General features: G+C 31.9%; 18 protein-coding genes and 1 riboswitch. Of the genes, 15 read left to right on the forward strand and 3 right to left on the reverse strand.

The features are described from left to right. Window positions 1-40: 40 nt before the first annotated feature. Window positions 41-952 (reverse strand): aldo/keto reductase, encoded by a 912-nt coding sequence (locus LQ677_RS05000; protein ID WP_239748135.1) that lies wholly within the window; start codon window positions 950-952, stop codon window positions 41-43. 77 nt (window positions 953-1,029) lie between these two features. Here LQ677_RS05000 and LQ677_RS05005 point away from each other — a divergent pair, with 77 nt between their 5' ends. The 3 genes from LQ677_RS05005 to xerD all read left to right on the forward strand — a co-directional run bounded on the left by LQ677_RS05005 (window position 1,030) and on the right by xerD (window position 3,119). Beyond that, a complete protein-coding gene (locus LQ677_RS05005; protein WP_107565205.1) occupies window positions 1,030-1,572 on the forward strand; it encodes an NUDIX hydrolase in 543 nt (180 codons plus the stop codon). Window positions 1,573-1,672: 100 nt separating this feature from the next. Beyond that, window positions 1,673-2,113 carry a ferric iron uptake transcriptional regulator gene (gene fur, locus LQ677_RS05010; RefSeq protein ID WP_025907044.1) on the forward strand — a complete coding sequence of 147 codons (441 nt, stop codon included), beginning with the start codon at window positions 1,673-1,675 and terminating at the stop codon, window positions 2,111-2,113. 91 nt (window positions 2,114-2,204) lie between these two features. After that, window positions 2,205-3,119 carry a site-specific tyrosine recombinase XerD gene (gene xerD / locus LQ677_RS05015; protein ID WP_037588196.1) on the forward strand — a complete coding sequence of 305 codons (915 nt, stop codon included), beginning with the start codon at window positions 2,205-2,207 and terminating at the stop codon, window positions 3,117-3,119. 86 nt (window positions 3,120-3,205) lie between these two features. On the opposite strand, the gene LQ677_RS05020 is transcribed toward xerD, so the two are convergent. After that, window positions 3,206-3,709 carry a DUF309 domain-containing protein gene (locus tag LQ677_RS05020; RefSeq protein WP_037588194.1) on the reverse strand — a complete coding sequence of 168 codons (504 nt, stop codon included), beginning with the start codon at window positions 3,707-3,709 and terminating at the stop codon, window positions 3,206-3,208. A 97-nt stretch (window positions 3,710-3,806) separates the two neighbouring features. Here LQ677_RS05020 and LQ677_RS05025 point away from each other — a divergent pair, with 97 nt between their 5' ends. The 9 genes from LQ677_RS05025 to LQ677_RS05065 all read left to right on the forward strand — a co-directional run bounded on the left by LQ677_RS05025 (window position 3,807) and on the right by LQ677_RS05065 (window position 12,653). Beyond that, complete coding sequence (locus LQ677_RS05025; protein ID WP_037588191.1) at window positions 3,807-4,541, forward strand: segregation and condensation protein A; 735 nt, start codon at window positions 3,807-3,809, stop codon at window positions 4,539-4,541. Further along, window positions 4,528-5,088, forward strand: a complete 561-nt coding sequence (gene scpB, locus LQ677_RS05030; RefSeq protein WP_037588190.1) for an SMC-Scp complex subunit ScpB — start codon at window positions 4,528-4,530, stop codon at window positions 5,086-5,088. The genes LQ677_RS05025 and scpB overlap by 14 nt, the downstream gene beginning before the upstream one ends. Then, entirely contained in the window at window positions 5,088-5,825 is a 738-nt protein-coding gene (locus LQ677_RS05035; RefSeq protein WP_204170176.1) for a pseudouridine synthase, read from the forward strand. The genes scpB and LQ677_RS05035 overlap by 1 nt, the downstream gene beginning before the upstream one ends. A 114-nt stretch (window positions 5,826-5,939) precedes the next feature. Further along, on the forward strand, window positions 5,940-6,476 hold the full coding sequence (resA, locus tag LQ677_RS05040) for a thiol-disulfide oxidoreductase ResA (protein WP_037588184.1): 537 nt from the start codon (window positions 5,940-5,942) through the stop codon (window positions 6,474-6,476). 13 nt (window positions 6,477-6,489) lie between these two features. Next, on the forward strand, window positions 6,490-8,133 hold the full coding sequence (gene resB / locus LQ677_RS05045) for a cytochrome c biogenesis protein ResB (protein ID WP_159315637.1): 1,644 nt from the start codon (window positions 6,490-6,492) through the stop codon (window positions 8,131-8,133). After that, on the forward strand, window positions 8,126-9,343 hold the full coding sequence (ccsB, locus tag LQ677_RS05050) for a c-type cytochrome biogenesis protein CcsB (protein ID WP_037588178.1): 1,218 nt from the start codon (window positions 8,126-8,128) through the stop codon (window positions 9,341-9,343). Before resB ends, ccsB begins: the two co-directional genes overlap by 8 nt. Window positions 9,344-9,370: 27 nt before the next feature. After that, window positions 9,371-10,078, forward strand: coding sequence for a response regulator transcription factor (locus LQ677_RS05055; protein ID WP_025907062.1), 708 nt, complete (start codon window positions 9,371-9,373; stop codon window positions 10,076-10,078). Further along, window positions 10,078-11,820 (forward strand): ATP-binding protein, encoded by a 1,743-nt coding sequence (locus LQ677_RS05060; protein ID WP_204188591.1) that lies wholly within the window; start codon window positions 10,078-10,080, stop codon window positions 11,818-11,820. Before LQ677_RS05055 ends, LQ677_RS05060 begins: the two co-directional genes overlap by 1 nt. A 75-nt stretch (window positions 11,821-11,895) precedes the next feature. Then, window positions 11,896-12,025: riboswitch (FMN riboswitch) on the forward strand. 79 nt (window positions 12,026-12,104) lie between these two features. Continuing rightward, window positions 12,105-12,653, forward strand: a complete 549-nt coding sequence (locus LQ677_RS05065) for an ECF transporter S component (protein ID WP_025907065.1) — start codon at window positions 12,105-12,107, stop codon at window positions 12,651-12,653. Between the two features lie 41 nt (window positions 12,654-12,694). On the opposite strand, the gene LQ677_RS05070 is transcribed toward LQ677_RS05065, so the two are convergent. Continuing rightward, a complete protein-coding gene (locus tag LQ677_RS05070) occupies window positions 12,695-12,943 on the reverse strand; it encodes a ferredoxin (protein WP_016913182.1) in 249 nt (82 codons plus the stop codon). 134 nt (window positions 12,944-13,077) lie between these two features. On the opposite strand from LQ677_RS05070, the gene LQ677_RS05075 reads away from it, so the two are divergent. The 3 genes from LQ677_RS05075 to LQ677_RS05085 all read left to right on the forward strand — a co-directional run bounded on the left by LQ677_RS05075 (window position 13,078) and on the right by LQ677_RS05085 (window position 16,926). Next, entirely contained in the window at window positions 13,078-14,004 is a 927-nt protein-coding gene (locus LQ677_RS05075) for a helix-turn-helix domain-containing protein (RefSeq protein WP_239748136.1), read from the forward strand. Beyond that, window positions 13,985-15,358 (forward strand): RecQ family ATP-dependent DNA helicase, encoded by a 1,374-nt coding sequence (locus LQ677_RS05080; protein ID WP_126477480.1) that lies wholly within the window; start codon window positions 13,985-13,987, stop codon window positions 15,356-15,358. Before LQ677_RS05075 ends, LQ677_RS05080 begins: the two co-directional genes overlap by 20 nt. 86 nt (window positions 15,359-15,444) lie before the next feature. Beyond that, window positions 15,445-16,926 carry a LysM peptidoglycan-binding domain-containing protein gene (locus LQ677_RS05085; RefSeq protein ID WP_239748137.1) on the forward strand — a complete coding sequence of 494 codons (1,482 nt, stop codon included), beginning with the start codon at window positions 15,445-15,447 and terminating at the stop codon, window positions 16,924-16,926. The last annotated feature ends 23 nt before the right edge of the window (window positions 16,927-16,949 follow it).

The following is a 16,949-nucleotide window of genomic DNA, read 5'->3' on the forward strand; positions in this document are numbered from 1 at the left end:
AGTCTGGGAGAAAAATAATTTTCTCCCAGACTCTTTACTTTTATTGTAAGTGGTTTGTGTATTCAATATTTTTAACGATTGAACGAGCGTGCTTAATTTGATCTTCTGTTAATGTTCCATTATAACTTTGGATACTCTCAGCTAATTGCTCTGGTGAACTTGCACCTGTAATAATTGAGCCAAGTGCGTCAAATGATTTCAAATAACTGAATGTAACACTTGATAAATCATCATATTCTTTATTCAGTTGAGAAATAGTATCCGATAAATCATTATAATTATATTCTAGTAAGCCATCTTTAAATTTACGATCTAGTACCTCGTTTGATTTATGAGTTAATAAACCTTTAGAAACTGGACCTCTTGCTAATATTTTAACTCCATGCTCGTTAATCTTTTCTAAAAGACTTTCAGGGCGATTATCTAAAATACTAAATTGCATCATAATTGTTTCAATGTTACTGTTTTTCAAGTAATAATCGATAACATTAGGTCTAATTGACGAAATACCATATGCTTTTATAAGACCTTGTTCTTTTAATCTTTCAAATGCTTCTATTGTTTCATCTTTGTTATCTTCAATCGTACCGCCATGTAACATATATAAATCTAATTGTTCTAGATCCAATCTTTGTAAAGATTCTTTAATACTTTTCATAATGTGTTCTTTAGAAGGGTCCCAAAAGTGTTCTTGTTTCTCCTTATCAAAATGATTACCAACTTTTGATCCAATGACAATATCTTGTTGATCTTGATGTTTTTTCAAAAGTTGTCCTACGATTTTTTCATTCTCACCGTAATCATATAAATCAGCAGTATCAAAATATGTTATACCTTGTTTGATTGCTTCATCAACAATTGTTTCTGCATGGTTAATATCTGTTCCTAAACTCATACAACCTAATCCGACTTCTGAAATTTCAATGCCACTTTTCAATGTATTCTTTTGCATATTGAAGCTCCTTTCGCTACACTTTATTTATTAAGTTTACCAGATAAATTATTTTAATGAAAAGAGGCACACTTATAATGAAACTAACTGAAGAAACGATTTCGAAAGAAACGATATATGATGGCCGTATTATTAAGCTAGAAAAACATCAAGTTACACTTCCAGACGGGCAAACGAGTGAACGCGAAGTCGTATTACATAATGGTGCAGTATCCGTATTAGCAATAACGCCAGAAAATGAAGTATTAGTAGTGGAACAATATAGAAAAGCAATGGAAAAGACATTAATCGAAATTCCTGCTGGTAAATTAGAAATAGGGGAGGAACGTGAATCGGCTGCACTTAGAGAATTAGAAGAAGAAACAGGATACGTTGCAGATAAACTCGAACTCATAGGTGAAGTATATGGATGTCCAGGGTTCTGTAACGAGAAAGTAAGTATTTATATCGCGAAAGATTTAAAAGAAGGAAAAGTAAATTTAGACGAGGATGAGTTCTTGAATTTAACTAAAATTCCAATTGATCAAATACAGTCATTATTATCAGAACATAAAATTGAAGATGCAAAAACAATGATAGCCTTCCAATACTTATTATTAAATTATAATCATTCTAAATAAAAAGATATTTTTTCTTGCTTTTTGAAAAGATTATTGGTATTTTAGTATACGAATACATTACTAATTGATAATGATTATTTTTTAGAAAGAAGGTGTCAAGTTGGAAGAACGTATACAACGTGTGAAAGAACAATTACACAAAGCTTCCTACAAACTAACTCCGCAAAGAGAAGCGACAGTTAGAGTATTACTTGAGAATGAAGCCGATCATTTAAGTGCAGAGGACGTTTACCTAAAAGTTAAAGATAAGGCACCTGAGATTGGTCTCGCAACTGTCTATCGTACGTTAGAACTATTAGCTGAATTAAAAGTAGTCGACAAAATTAACTTTGGCGATGGTGTTGCTAGATTCGATTTAAGAAAAGAAGGGGCAAAACATTTTCACCACCATATGGTATGCATGGAATGTGGCGCAGTTGATGAAATCGAAGAAGATTTATTAGAAGACGTAGAACGTCGTGTTGAAAAAGAATTTAACTTTAAAATTTTAGACCATCGATTAACTTTTCATGGTATTTGTCATAGATGTCACGAAGAATAAATCTATAATGGACGTTACTAAATGAAGTTTTATACTGATTTTAGTGATGTCTTTTTTTATGGTAAAATAATGACAACAATGAGGTGAATTCATGGAACAAATCATAAATGAGTTTATAGATTTTATAAGATTAGAAAAAGGTTTGAGTCAAAATACAATCCAATCGTACCAAAGAGATTTAAAGCAATATAACCAATACATAACTGAACATAAAATTAGTCATATAGACAACATTGATCGTATTGTGATACAAAAATATTTTGCACATCTTAAACAAGAAGGTAAATCAGCTAAGACAATTGCGAGACTGGCAGCGACAATTAGGAGCTTTCATCAATTTGCGATTAGAGAAAAGTACGCCGTTAAAGATCCAACAATATTGATTGAAACACCTAAATACGAACAAAAGCTTCCAGATGTATTGAGTGAAGATGAAGTGAATCAACTCTTAACATTTACACATATTACAAATCCTAGAGATGAACGAGACCGTACGATGCTTGAACTTTTATATGGCACGGGCGTTCGTGTAAGTGAATTGATTCAATTAAATGTAGAAGACGTCAATTTGACGATGGGATTTATTAGAGTGTTTGGTAAAGGAAATAAAGAACGCATCGTACCACTTGGTGAACATTTAATGGGCATATTAAGAAACTACATCCAGGAAGTTCGTCCAAATTTATTGAAGAAACATGTTACAGATATATTATTCTTAAATGCACGTGGTACAGCTTTAACGCGACAAGGATTTTGGAAAATATTAAAAAAAATCGGCTTAGAAAAAGGGATAACGAAAACTTTAACACCTCATACTTTAAGGCATTCTTTTGCGACGCATTTGCTTGAAAATGGTGCAGACTTGAGGGCAGTGCAAGAAATGCTCGGACATTCCGACATTTCTACAACACAACTTTACACACACATCTCTAAAAAACAAATACGTGAGATGTATTTAACGTATCACCCTAGAGCCAAAAAGGAGAAGAAAAATGAAGAACAATAAACAACAACAAAATGAATCAAAAAAATATGTCACTTTAGTAATTTTATTAACTTTTGCTGTCGCTTGGGGTCTCATTTATTGGTTATTTATTGTCTAGCGTGACGTTGTTTATATGCTGAAATACGACTTTCTATCACTTCAGTACGATCTCTTAGTAGATGATGATGTTTAATATAATCTGATACATCTGTATTATAGTTAAATTCAAAGTCATCAAATGTACTTTCTAAAGCACGATAGCTTGCATCTGTTAAAGGGAGTTGTATATTTTCATATGGATGACCTTGCTCAATGCGCATGATTTGTGAACGAATTAAAGATTGAAACGATGCTTTTTCAATACCTAAATGGCTAAAGTCATCATTTAATTCTGCAATTTGTAATGCTTTTTTATAAGTTTTTAGCGCGCCTTTTGTATTATCACGTCTATAGTGGTAACACGCAGTAGAGAACAATATTAAACTTACAATTGCATCATGCTTACTAAATTGAGTTTGATCTTTCCAATGATCTTCTAATATATCGTGACATTCAAAATAATGTCTTAAGACATGGAAATGATAGTGAAATGACATTATTTGTGTTTCCATTTAAAATCCCTCTCAGCATAGAATATTTATACGTAATCATGGTATAATAATTTTTAGATTTATGCACGTAAAAGGAATAGAAATGAGGAAGTTTTAAATGTATGAAGTAAAACTTGATGCCTTTGAAGGACCTTTGGATTTATTACTTCATTTAATACAAAAATACGAAATTGATATTTATGATATTCCAATGAAGGAACTAACCGAGCAATACTTAAGTTATATACATCAAATGAAAATATTAGAAATAAATGTAGCGAGTGAATATTTAGTGATGGCATCAGAGTTATTGATGATCAAAAGCAAATTATTACTACCTACACAACCATCAGATATTGATGAATTTGAAGATGATCCAAGGGACGATTTAGTTAGACAATTAATCGAATACCAAAATTATAAAGAATATGCTGAATTATTAAATCATAAAAAACAAGACAGAGAACAAATATTCATCAAAAAGCCAGCAGATTTATCCAAATTTGAAGCCGTTCATGACAAACGTGCACCTTTAGATTTAGATATGACGGATTTAATTATTGCATACCAACGTACTAAACGTAGACAACGATTTAATAAACCACAGAATGTCACAGTTAACGAAGATAGTTATACGATTGAAATGGCAACTGCTTCAATACAAGCACAACTTGCCGAACATAAGAGTTATAAATTTTTCGAGACATTGCCATCTGATTTATCTACAAATGTATTAGTAACGTTGTTCTTGGCAATATTGGAAATGATGAAATTAAGACAAATTGATGTATTTCAACAATATCAATTTGGAGAAATAACTATAAATCGAGGCGTGAATTATGTCAGTGAGTAAATTAGGATTATTAGAAGGATTATTATATTCATTAGGTGATGAAGGCATTGAAGTTAATCAGTTATGTGAGTTATTAGAATTAACGCCATCACAATTAAAAGATTTAGCAAATGAATATGATCGCGAAACATTACAAATCATTTTTTACGGTAATAAATGCATTCTTACAGCAAAGCCAATTATGCATCAATATCTTGAAAAATTAATGATAGATAATATGAATACAAAATTATCACAAGCTGCGTTAGAAACATTATCTATTATTGCATATAATCAACCTGTTACGAGAAGTGATATAGAAGTGATTCGTGGTGTAAATTCAGACGCTTCTGTTAAGACTTTAATTGCGAAAGGTGTCGTTGAATCAAAACATAACGATCAATCTAGAAGCCAATTATTGTATACGACAGATTACTTTCTAAATGTATTTGGACTGACTTCTTTAGACGAATTACCGAAATCAACAAATGAAGAAAATGAACAAGAAGAAATGGATTTGTTTTTTAGTAGCATGAACGAAAAACAAAACAATGAGGAGCAATCATAATGAGTGAAGAATTAGAGAGATTACAAAAAGTTATTGCGAAAAGTGGCTATACGTCACGTAGAAAAGCAGAAAAATTAATCGAAGAAGGGCTTGTATACGTTAATCATAAACAAGTAACAGAACTTGGCACGAAAGTGAAAGATTCTGATTATATCGAAGTAGAAGGTATTCCATTAGAAATGCCGGATAAACTTTATATTTTATTCCATAAACCAACGAAAGTAATTACAAGTGTATCTGACGATAAAGGAAGAGCGGTTGTAACGGATTATTTTAAAGATATTAAGACGAGAATTTTCCCAGTTGGTAGATTAGATTATGATACATCAGGTTTATTAATTTTAACGAATGATGGTGAGTTTACAAACTTAATGACACATCCTCGTTATAAAATTCAAAAGAAATATGTAGCAAAATTAAAAGGCTATTTACTAAGAGAAGAAGTTAAACAATTGGAAAAAGGTATACAGTTAGAAGATGGCATGACACAACCTGCAATTGTAAAAGTAAAAAGTCAAGACAGAGAGCGTAATGTAACACATGTGGAAATTACGATTACGGAAGGTAGAAATAGACAGGTTAGAAGAATGTTTAGTCATTTTGGACATGAAGTTGTTAAACTTACGAGAGTAGAATATGGGCCACTTAATTTAAAAGGCTTAAATGCTGGACAAGGCAGAACGTTATCACCTCATGAAATCAAAGTTTTAAGACATTTAGCACAAGATGGTAAATAATCTGTAAACGTTCACAATAATGCCACTAATCTGCTTTTTAGTCATGATATACTAGACAAAACACCATAACATTGCATATGTATGGTTTTTTTATTGTGTTAGGGAGGATTTTAAATGAAGAAAAAACAGAAGACTGTACTCCAAATTGTTATAACTGCAGTGATCTTAATTGCAATTGTATTTACAGTATGGTCCAGTCTTACGAAAGATAAGGATAAAGTAGCGCAAGTTGGAGATGATGCGCCACTTTTTGAACTCCAAACAGTTGATGGGAAAAAGGTTAATTTAAAAGATTTACGTGGGAAAGGTGTTTTAATTAACTTTTGGGGGACTTGGTGTGAACCATGTAAACGCGAAATGCCTGAGTTAGAAAGACAATATCAAAACTACAAAGACAAAGGTGTTGAAGTCGTTGCGATACATGTCAGAAATAATCCTCAACAAATCAAACAATATTTAAGTTCATTAAAAGAAACACCAACATTCACAGTTGCAATGGATAACGATAATTTAGTAACAGATGCATACGGTATCAATCCATTACCAACTACGATAACGGTTGATAAAGATGGTAAAATAAAAACAAAGCATACTGGTGAACTTTCTAAAAAGCAAATCATAGAAGAAATGGAAAAGGTCAAAGTGAAATAGAGGGGGATTTAAAGTGAGCAACAAGCAAATTGTTTGTGAGTGCGGGCATAAGAACCCAGAAGGAACTCAATTATGCTTAAACTGTGGTCGCTTAATAAATGACGACTATGATAAGAAAAAGACAACCGACGTTATGCGTTACGATGGGCAAGCGATACGTTCGAAAACAAAAAACAGAACAATATTAGATCGCATTTGGAATTTCTTCGCTTCAATCAAAACAGGTGTTACTTTACTCGTATTAACGGTTATTGCAGCTTCAATTGGAACAATATTCCCACAAGAATATTTTATTCCAATGAATGTGAATCCAGAACAATATTATTATGAACATTATGGTTCACTAGGCTTACTATATTATAAACTTGGATTCCACAATTTATATAGTTCATGGTGGTTCTTAATTCTGTTAGGTTTAGTAGCGTTCTCTATTATTACATCAAGTATTGATAGAGGGATACCTTTACATAAATCTTTGAAAAATCAAAGAACGAAAAAGCACAGTTCATTCTATAAACGTCAAAGATTAAACTTGCATTCAGAAGATCAAGTTAATCTAGATGAAATAAGTCAATCTTTTAAAGAAAAAAGATATAAAGTTAAACAAGATGGGAATCATATCTTACTTGAAAAAGGACGTTTATCAAGATACGGTCCTTATATCAACCATACTGGTTTAATCATACTTTTATTTGGGGCAATGTTAAGATTCTTACCAGGCTTTTACTTAGATGATATGGTCTATGTGAAAGAAGGAGAAACGAAACCAGTACCAGGTACAGATAGAGGCTATTATATAAAAAATAACGACTTTATATATGAAGAATATGATCAAAAATCTCAATCTAATACAAACCCTGAATCAATTGATCCAAGTTTAAACAAAATTGCTAAGAACTACGAAACAAAAGCTACTTTGTATAAAAACAGTCAAGAAGAAGTAATTGGTTCAGATGCTAATTTAAAAGAAGTCGCTTCTGGTTCAATTAAAGTCAATCATCCATTGAAATATGATCACTTACAATTTTACCAAAGTAGCTTCGACAACTCGTTGTTAAAAGATATGACATTTAACTTAAAAACAAAAGACGGTAAGGCACTCGGGAAACCATTTACAGTTAATTTGGAAAGTCCTAAAAAGACTTATAAAATTACAGATGATTTAACAGTTAAGTTAAGAAGTTATGCGCCAGATTACGAAAAAATAGAAAATGGTGTACTTGCAACTAAATCTCCAAATCCAAATAATCCAGCTTTTGTGTTTGAAGTAACTGATAAAGGTAAACAATCAGAATTTAGTTTCTTAAGAATTAAAGAATCACAAGATATATCTAAAGATAATAAATACGATGTGAAATTTGCTAATGCAACAAATCAATGGGCAACAGTGTTGGCAGTGAAGAAAGACTTAACACTTCCAATATTATTTACTGGTTTCGTTATTTTCTTATTAGGTTTAGCAGTCGGATCATATATTAACCATAGACGTATTTGGATTAATACAGATAACGGTGAGTTTAATATCGCTGCACATACGAATAAGAATTATTATGGTTTCTCTAAAGAGATTAACCAAGTCTTAGATAAACATCATATTTCACATATAGAAGATACTAAACAAGACATTCACGAAAGTAAGGAGGCAAACAATGGATAAAGATATGTTTTTAAATATTAGTAATATCAGTTTATATTCTGCTTTTATTTTGTACTTAGTTGCGATTGTCCCATATTCATTTTCAATCCGTTCACCTAAGAAAAGAGCAGAAAAAGTAGGGGTGACATTAACTGTCATCGGCTTTGTATTACAAATTCTATACTTTATTACAAGATGGATTGCAGCGGGACATGCACCGGTAAGTAATATGTATGAATTCTTAACGATGTTTGGCATTATGATGGTAGGTGGCTTCCTTGTTATTTACTCTATTTATAAGACACCTATTTTAGCGCTATTCGTATTACCAATTGCGATGTTGTTAATTGCATATGCAAGTATGTTCTCTAGAGATGTTTCGCCATTAATTCCTGCGTTACAATCTAGTTGGTTAGCAATTCACGTTATAACCGTAACGATTTCATATGGTATTTTATCAATCAGCTGTATAGCAGGATTAATTTATTTATTCGCAGCTGTTAGTCCAGAAGAAAAATCGATACATAGTTTCTTTGTAGAAGTCATTATGTATTTCATTGTTATTGTCATTGGATTTATATTAACAACGATCATTATGAAAGATATCGTTGGTTATGATGACACTTATTTCTTTATCGACAAAAACGATAATAACTCTGTTCAACATTATCATCTTCCAGCATTTGTGACACAACAAGATAGTTTACTTGTAGATCATGTTTCTGGTAGCGATTATGAACCAAAAGAAAGAACTGATATCTTAAAATGGAGCAAGATTGAATTACCTGCTGTTATCAATGCTCAAAAACTTAATACAGTTGTTTGGTCAATTGTAGTTGGTACAGTCTTATATGGTATACTAAGATTGATTTTGAAAGGCAAGACTTTGTTTAGTCTTATCAAACCACTTACGAAAAAAGTCAATCTATCCTTGATGGATGAAATAGGATATCGTTCAGTAATCATTGGTTTCCCATTATTTGCACTTGGCGGTATATTATTCGCGAGTATCTGGGCACAAATGGCTTGGAGTAGATATTGGGGCTGGGATCCTAAAGAAGTTTGGGCGCTTATAACATTCTTATATTATGCGATATTCTTACATTTAAGATTAGGTAAAGGTTGGGAAGGCAGAAAATCAGCATGGTTAGCTGTTGGTGGCCTTGCAATCATCCTATTTAATGTTATTGCCGTTAACTTAATAGTAGCTGGTTTACATTCTTATGCTTAAAAAATGCTAGAAGGGAGTCAACGAAGCATGACAGATCGTATTTTAGTAGTAGATGATGAAGATAGAATTCGAAAATTAGTTAAAATGTATCTCGAAAGAGAAGGTTATGAGACTGATGAAGCGGATAATGGCCAAGATGCCTTAGATAAAGCTTTAAACGAAGATTATGACTGCATATTGTTAGACTTAATGTTACCTGAAATAGATGGAATCGAAGTATGTAAGAGAGTAAGAGAAACAAAATCAACACCTATTATTATGTTAACAGCTAAAGGTGAAGAAAATAATCGCGTTGAAGGATTTGAAATTGGGGCAGATGATTATATCGTCAAACCATTTTCACCTAGAGAAGTTGTCTTACGCGTAAAAGCATTACTAAGACGTACAACGAATCATTCAATGGTTAATCAAACGAATACAGCTAAAGATTTAATTGTATTTGAAAACTTAGTCATTGATAATGACGCACATCGCGTATTAGCAGATCAAAAAGAAGTAAATTTAACGCCTAAAGAGTATGAATTATTATTATATTTAGCAAAATCACCTGATAAAGTATTTGATAGAGAACAACTGTTGAAAGAAGTTTGGCACTATGAATTTTATGGTGATTTAAGAACAGTTGATACGCACGTTAAAAGATTGCGTGAAAAGTTAAATAGAGTTTCTGAAGATGCTGCACAAATGATTCATACTGTATGGGGCGTCGGTTATAAATTTGAGGTTCCTGAATAATGAATCGATTAAATAGTGTTGTTGTAAAACTGTGGTTATCTATTATTTTAATAGTAACGACAGTTTTACTTTTATTAAGCGGATTTCTTATAACTTTTTTACAATCTAATAATACATCTACTACAGGTGAAAATTTATATAATAATGCAAGTAAAATAGAACGATTATTACTGAGTTCACACGAAAAAGAGTCAGCAATCGATTATGCAAGAGCACTTGTTGAAGACCCTGCTGGACTCATTATCGTTAAAAATAGTGAGGATTTGACAGCAAGATCTGAAGATCCGTTAAAAGAAGTCATGCTTAATGAGATCAGAACTAATCATGCATTCGATAAAGTCTTTAATGAAGATAAGCACGTATTAAAAGAAATCAATTTAACTTATAACGGTGAGAAACATCAATATATTTTATTAGGCTATCCTTCTCAAGCTTTTCCTGAAGATGATGCAGGTATCTTTTTATTCCAAGATATCAACTCCATTAAAGAAGCTCAAAACGTTGTTACATTGAGTATACTTGTTTCAGCCATTATATTATTAATCGTGAGTACAATCTTTGCCTTCTTCCTTTCAAACAGAATTACGAAACCTTTAATTCAATTGAAACATGCAGCCTTTAAAGTTGCTAAAGGTCATTATACTGAAAAAGTACCGATTTATACGCGTGATGAAATTGGCGAACTCGGTTTAGCATTTAATAAAATGAGTAAGGATATTCGTACAAACATAGATGATGTTAAATCGAAAAATAATATACAAGAAAAACTTATTAATTCAATGATCGATGGTGTGCTAGGTATTAACGATAAAAATGAAATCATAATTTCTAACTCTAAAGCAGATACATTCTTAAAAGAAGTAAGAGAATTTGATCATGTTGATATATCTACACAAAGAAACGACACATTTAAAGAAAAGAATACGCAGTTTTTCGAATACGAATTGGGACATAAATATTATGTCGTTATATCAACGTATATCGATAGCATTCAAAATGATGGTTCATCAGGTATTGTTGTAATCATTCGTGATATGACAGATGAACATCATATGGATCAAATGAAAAAAGACTTTATCGCAAGCGTTTCACACGAATTAAGAACACCAATTTCTATGTTACAAGGTTATACTGAAGCAATTGTTGACGGTATTGTAACAGAGAAGAAAGACGTTGATGATTTCTTATATATTATTTTAGATGAGTCTAAAAGATTAAGTAGATTGATTAATGAATTATTAGAAGTCGCAAAAATGGATGCTGAAGGCATTAAAGTTCATTTGGATGACTTTAATATTTCTACATTAATGAACAAAATTGATACTAAATTCTTACCACAAGCGAGAGAAAATGGATTGAATTTATCCGTTAAACATATTGGAAATCTTACGAATTGGTATGGAGATAGTGATCGAGTTGAGCAAATTTTAACGAATTTAATCGATAACGCGATAAGATACACACATCAAAATGATACTATTAATGTTGTCTTTGATGATACAAATGAAGAAGACTTTGTTATAACAGTTCAAGATAGTGGCGTAGGTATCGCTAAGGAACATTTAGATCAAATATTTGATCGTTTCTATAAAGTTGACGCTTCTCGCACAAGAGGTAAACACGGAACAGGACTTGGTCTCTTTATCGTTCAAAAAATTATAGATGCACATCATGGTACGATTAAAGTTGATAGTAGAGAGGGTGAAGGCACTCAATTTACAATAACTTTACCAAAAGTTTAAATTGTTGAGTTATTTAGATGAAAATACCTGACCAATGTGCTAATATATATTTTGTAATTAAAACTAAATAAAAAAATTCATCTTCGGGGTTTGGTGTAATTCCATACCGGCGGTTAAAGCCCGCGACCCAATATATGTATGTATATTGGCTGACTTAGTGAAATTCTAAGGCCGACAGTTAAAGTCTGGATGGGAGAAGATGGAGGAAAAAATCTAGTCTTATCTAGGTTTATTTTGCGATAATTTTTCCTCCTATTCTTACGAGATGAATAGGAGGAGTTTATATGTCTAACGATAACAAAACAAAACGCTTACTCACTGTAAGTATGCTCATCGCAATCAGCTTTATTTTAATGTTTTTGAAATTTCCATTGCCATTTTTACCACCATATTTAACAATGGATTTCAGTGATATTCCTGTACTTGTCGCAACATTTGCGTTCGGTCCAGTTTCAGGTATATTAGTCGCATTATTTAAAAACGTATTGAATTTCTTAATTGTGTCACACGAACCAATTGGAAATACGGCTAACTTTTTAGCGTCAATATGTCTCGTCATTCCAACTTATTATTTCTATCGCATGAAAAAATCAAAATTATTTATGGGATATGGATTAGCAGTTGGTACAATCTTAATGACAATTCTAATGAGCTTAATGAATTACTTTGTTCTATTACCTTTATACGGACAAATTATGAATCTTGCAGATATCGCAAATAATTTAAAATTAATCGTATCTGCCGGTATTATTCCATTTAATTTAATTAAAGGTATTGTCATTTCAGTCATATACATTTTAATATTTGATAAACTTAAGTCTATTATAAAATAAAGAAAGGCTAGGACCTCACGTCCTAGCCTTTCTCATATATATTATTCGAATTTAAGTGCGTCTCCATCGAATGATTCATCTGCTATTTTAATTGAATCTGTCGGACAACCTTCGAAAGCATCTTCCATATCTTCTAATAATTCTTCTGGGACAGCTTCGATTCCCTTATTGTCGTCTAGTATTACGTAGGCGATTCCCTCATCATCATAATCGTATATATCAGGGGCAGCTGCTCCACATGCGCCACATGCTATACATGTATCCATATCTACTATTGTGTATTTAGCCAAAATTTTCGCCTCCTTTAAAAAACATGCTACACTTATTATACATACTTATTTTAGTGATAACACTTAGAGATTTCAACATTTTTATGTTATTTGAGGTGACTTATTTGAAACAGATTATACTGAAAACCCTTTCCATGAAGCATGACAACAAAACTGATAAAAGTATTTATAACATTTTAATCGGTAAAAAGACTCATCAAACATATTTTGATGCAACGATTGAACATTTGAAATTGTATTATGGTTGTTTGCCAAATTTAAAATTTGAACAATTCGAACAAATCATTAACGAATCAGTGGAACATATTAATGAACCTATCATAGGCGACTTTTTCTATAGTCAGGCCATTCAATCTGTTAATACAATCTTATTATTAACTCAGATGATAAGTCAAAAAAAGCATAACCATTTAACATATCAACCAATCATCAATGATAAAGAGATACAATTTAAAGCTAAAGAAATTTACGTACACATTAAAGAAGTAGGCGAAGATAAATTTATAGAAGAAATATATCAGCTATTTGAAGATATGAATACATACTTTCAAACAATATATATGCATTATTTATTAGCAGGTTTTCGAGAAACGCCTTATACAATTGAACAAATTTCAATGATTGAAGATATTGGTATAATGGATTTAAGAGAACATTTAGTAGAAGAATATCAATTTATCCAAGTTGCGATACAAAATAAAGAACGTTATCCAATATTATCTCAGATTAAATATCAACCTTTGTTAAACCAACAAACATTCACAACATATGAATTATTAAATCGTACTTATGATATGGATCAACTAGCGAATATTAAACGTGTTAAGACGCATACGATTCATGACCATATTATTGAAATGTATATTAAAGGTTATTTAAAGGATAAGAATTTATACGTTAGTGATGACCAATACGCAAGATTTGTAGAAGTGATTCAACAAACACCTAATCAAAATTTGAAATTTTATTATGAAGCGTTAAATGATTTTACGTATTTCGAAATCAAACTCATGTATGTTTGCTATGCAATGGAGGGATTAAATGCTACAACAAGAACTTAAAAAGTATTTTGGATATGATCATTTTAGAAGTGGGCAAGAGGAAACAGTCCAAAACATATTAGACGGCCATGATGTGTTGAGCATCCTTTCAACCGGCGCTGGAAAAAGTTTATGTTACCAATTGCCAGCATATATAACTGGTGGCAGAGTGCTCATAATTTCTCCACTTATTTCTTTAATGGATGATCAAGTTGTTCAGATGAAATTAAATGGCGAGAAGAATGCTGTTGCAATCCATTCTGCTATTGATCCAAATGAAAGGTCAGATATATTTAGAAATTTATCGAACTATCAATTTATATTTTGTAGCCCAGAATTTATATATGAAGAACATAATTTTAAACGCTTTAAATCTATTGGTTTTAAATATATTGTCTTAGATGAAGCACACTGTTTAAGTGAATGGGGATTTGATTTTAGACCGCATTATGCACTGATTTCAAAAGTCACACAATACTTTAAACAAGCACAAGTTATCGCACTGTCAGCAACATTGACAAATAAAATGATGGAAGATATAGAAGTGATTACAAAGCGCCATTTTAAAATACATAAAGAAGGACTCAATCGTTCAAATATTATGTATCATCATGTTAATTTTGATAGCGAAGAAGAAAAAGATCATTACCTATTAGACACCATAAAAGACTCAGGACCAACTATTATTTATGTGTCATCTAAGAAGAAATGTCATGAATTAGCAGAAATGATTTATAAAGAAGGCTTTTTAACAGGGATTTATCATGGGGATTTAAATTATCAAGAAAGAACAACTGTTCAAACACAGTTTATCAATAACGATATTAAAATCATTGTCGCTACAAGTGCTTTTGGAATGGGTATTAATAAACAAGATGTAAGAACAGTGATTCATTACCATTTACCTACGTCACCTTCTAAATATGTACAAGAAGTTGGCCGAGCAGGACGTGATGGTGAATCCTCTCAAGCAATTAGTTTATTTACTGCAAGTGATATTCATATTTTAAGCCATTTAGCTAATGAACATGGAATTGATATTGATATGCTTAATTTATTCGAACAAGGGTATCAACTAAATGAGGAGATATCTAAAAATATCCAGTATCTTCTTGAATTATATCCACTTAAACAATTAAAAGAGAAAATTCAAGCTGAGCAGAATCAAAAACAATATGCATTTAGTTTTATGAGAAATTATATTCAAATCGATACATGTAGACGTACGTATTTAATGAATTATTTTAATGAACATGTTACACAAGATAATCATTGTTGTGACAATTGTAAGAATGCAAATTTATTAAAATTACCAAATATAAAAGAAGTCAAATTCAAAACTTCTTATAAAAATAGATTAAATGCAATATTTTAATAGGATTGCTTTACTTGATAAGTTCAACAAGGATATAATAAAGTATAATTCAATATATACAAAAAGATAATGATGAGGTGAGTTTATTGTCTAAAGATAATTTTAAAGACGAATTCGAAAAAAGTCGTCAAAAGATAGAACGACCTGAAGACAAGACACAAGAAGTAGAAAACAACAACGAAGAGGTAAACGATAAAAGTCAGCCAAATCGAAAAGAAACAGACAACAAAAAAGAAGAAAAACAACAAAGTAAACAAGAACAACAATATCCACCAAGAGGCGCACTAAGAAGACAACGTAGAAAAGAAGAAGCTAATAAACAGAAAGCAAAAGAAGAACAACATAAACGAGAAACTCCTAAAGCTTCAGAAACACCAAATAACGAAGATAAGTCTTCTAAAAAAGGTGGAGCAATTGGTGCCGGAGCTGCAGGTGCAAGTGCAGTTAACGCCAATAAAAACTCTCAAAATAATAAACCAAAACAAAAAAGATCTTTAACAGACAAACCTGAAACTAAGGATCAACAACCTAAAGGTCAAAATGATCATAAAAAATCTGTAGGTGCTGCCGTTGCTACTGGCGCAGGCGCTAGTGCCGCAAGTAATTCTGCAAATCAGAATAATGCTAAAGATCAAAACAAAAAAGACAAGTCAAAAGGTAAAAAAGGTGCAGCAGCCGCTGCCGGAGCTGGCGCAGTTGGTGCTGGTGTAGCAGCATCTGCTTCATCAAATAAAAACAATAAACAAGAATCGAACAACAAAGATAACAAAGACAACCAATCTAAAAACAAAAAAGGTGCAGCCGCAGCAGCGGGTGCCGGAGCAGTTGGCGCTGGCGCAGCAGGTGCTGCAGGAGGCGGTTCAGCCGGTGGAGGTACACCACCAAGTAATGGTAGCAGTGGACAAAACGGCGATGATGGCAACTCAAATAAATTCAAGAAAGCACTTGTTCCTATAATAGCTGCAATTCTTATACTTGGTGCACTTGCCTTATTCTTAGGTATGTACTTAAATGGCGCAAATAAAGATAACGGTAAAGAAATTGCTGAAAAAACAGAGCAAACAAATAGTGACGCTAAGAAAAAAGCTGATGAACAAGCTGAAAAAGATAGAGCTAAAAAAGAAGACGAAGATAAAGCAAATGACAAAGCTAAAGAATCAAATGAAGACTCTGACAAAAACAGCGACTCAAATAACGCTTCTGAAAATAGCTCAGACGAAAGTAATTCAGATTCAGACTCAAATGCAAATAGCAATGAAGATAGCCAAAGCAACCAAGATCAAAACAGTGACGATAGCGTAAATCAATATAGTGATAGCGCAAGTAATGAAGATGTACAAAATGCAGCTGATGATGCAGCTAACAACCAAACAAATCAAAATACACAAAGTAATCAAAACCAAAATCAGTCTCAAGAATCACATACTGTAACTGGTAAAGAAAACTTATACCGTATTGCGATTCAATATTATGGTAGTGGATCACCAGAAAATGTAGAAAAAATTAGACAAGCAAATGGTATTTCTGGCAATGAAATATCTCAAGGTCAGAATTTAGTAATACCATAGACATAAACAAAAGGGGATGGCTT

It is taken from the genome of Mammaliicoccus sp. Q-M61 (assembly GCF_022386055.1).
In the GTDB taxonomy this organism is placed as follows: Bacteria; Bacillota; Bacilli; order Staphylococcales; family Staphylococcaceae; genus Mammaliicoccus; species Mammaliicoccus sciuri_A.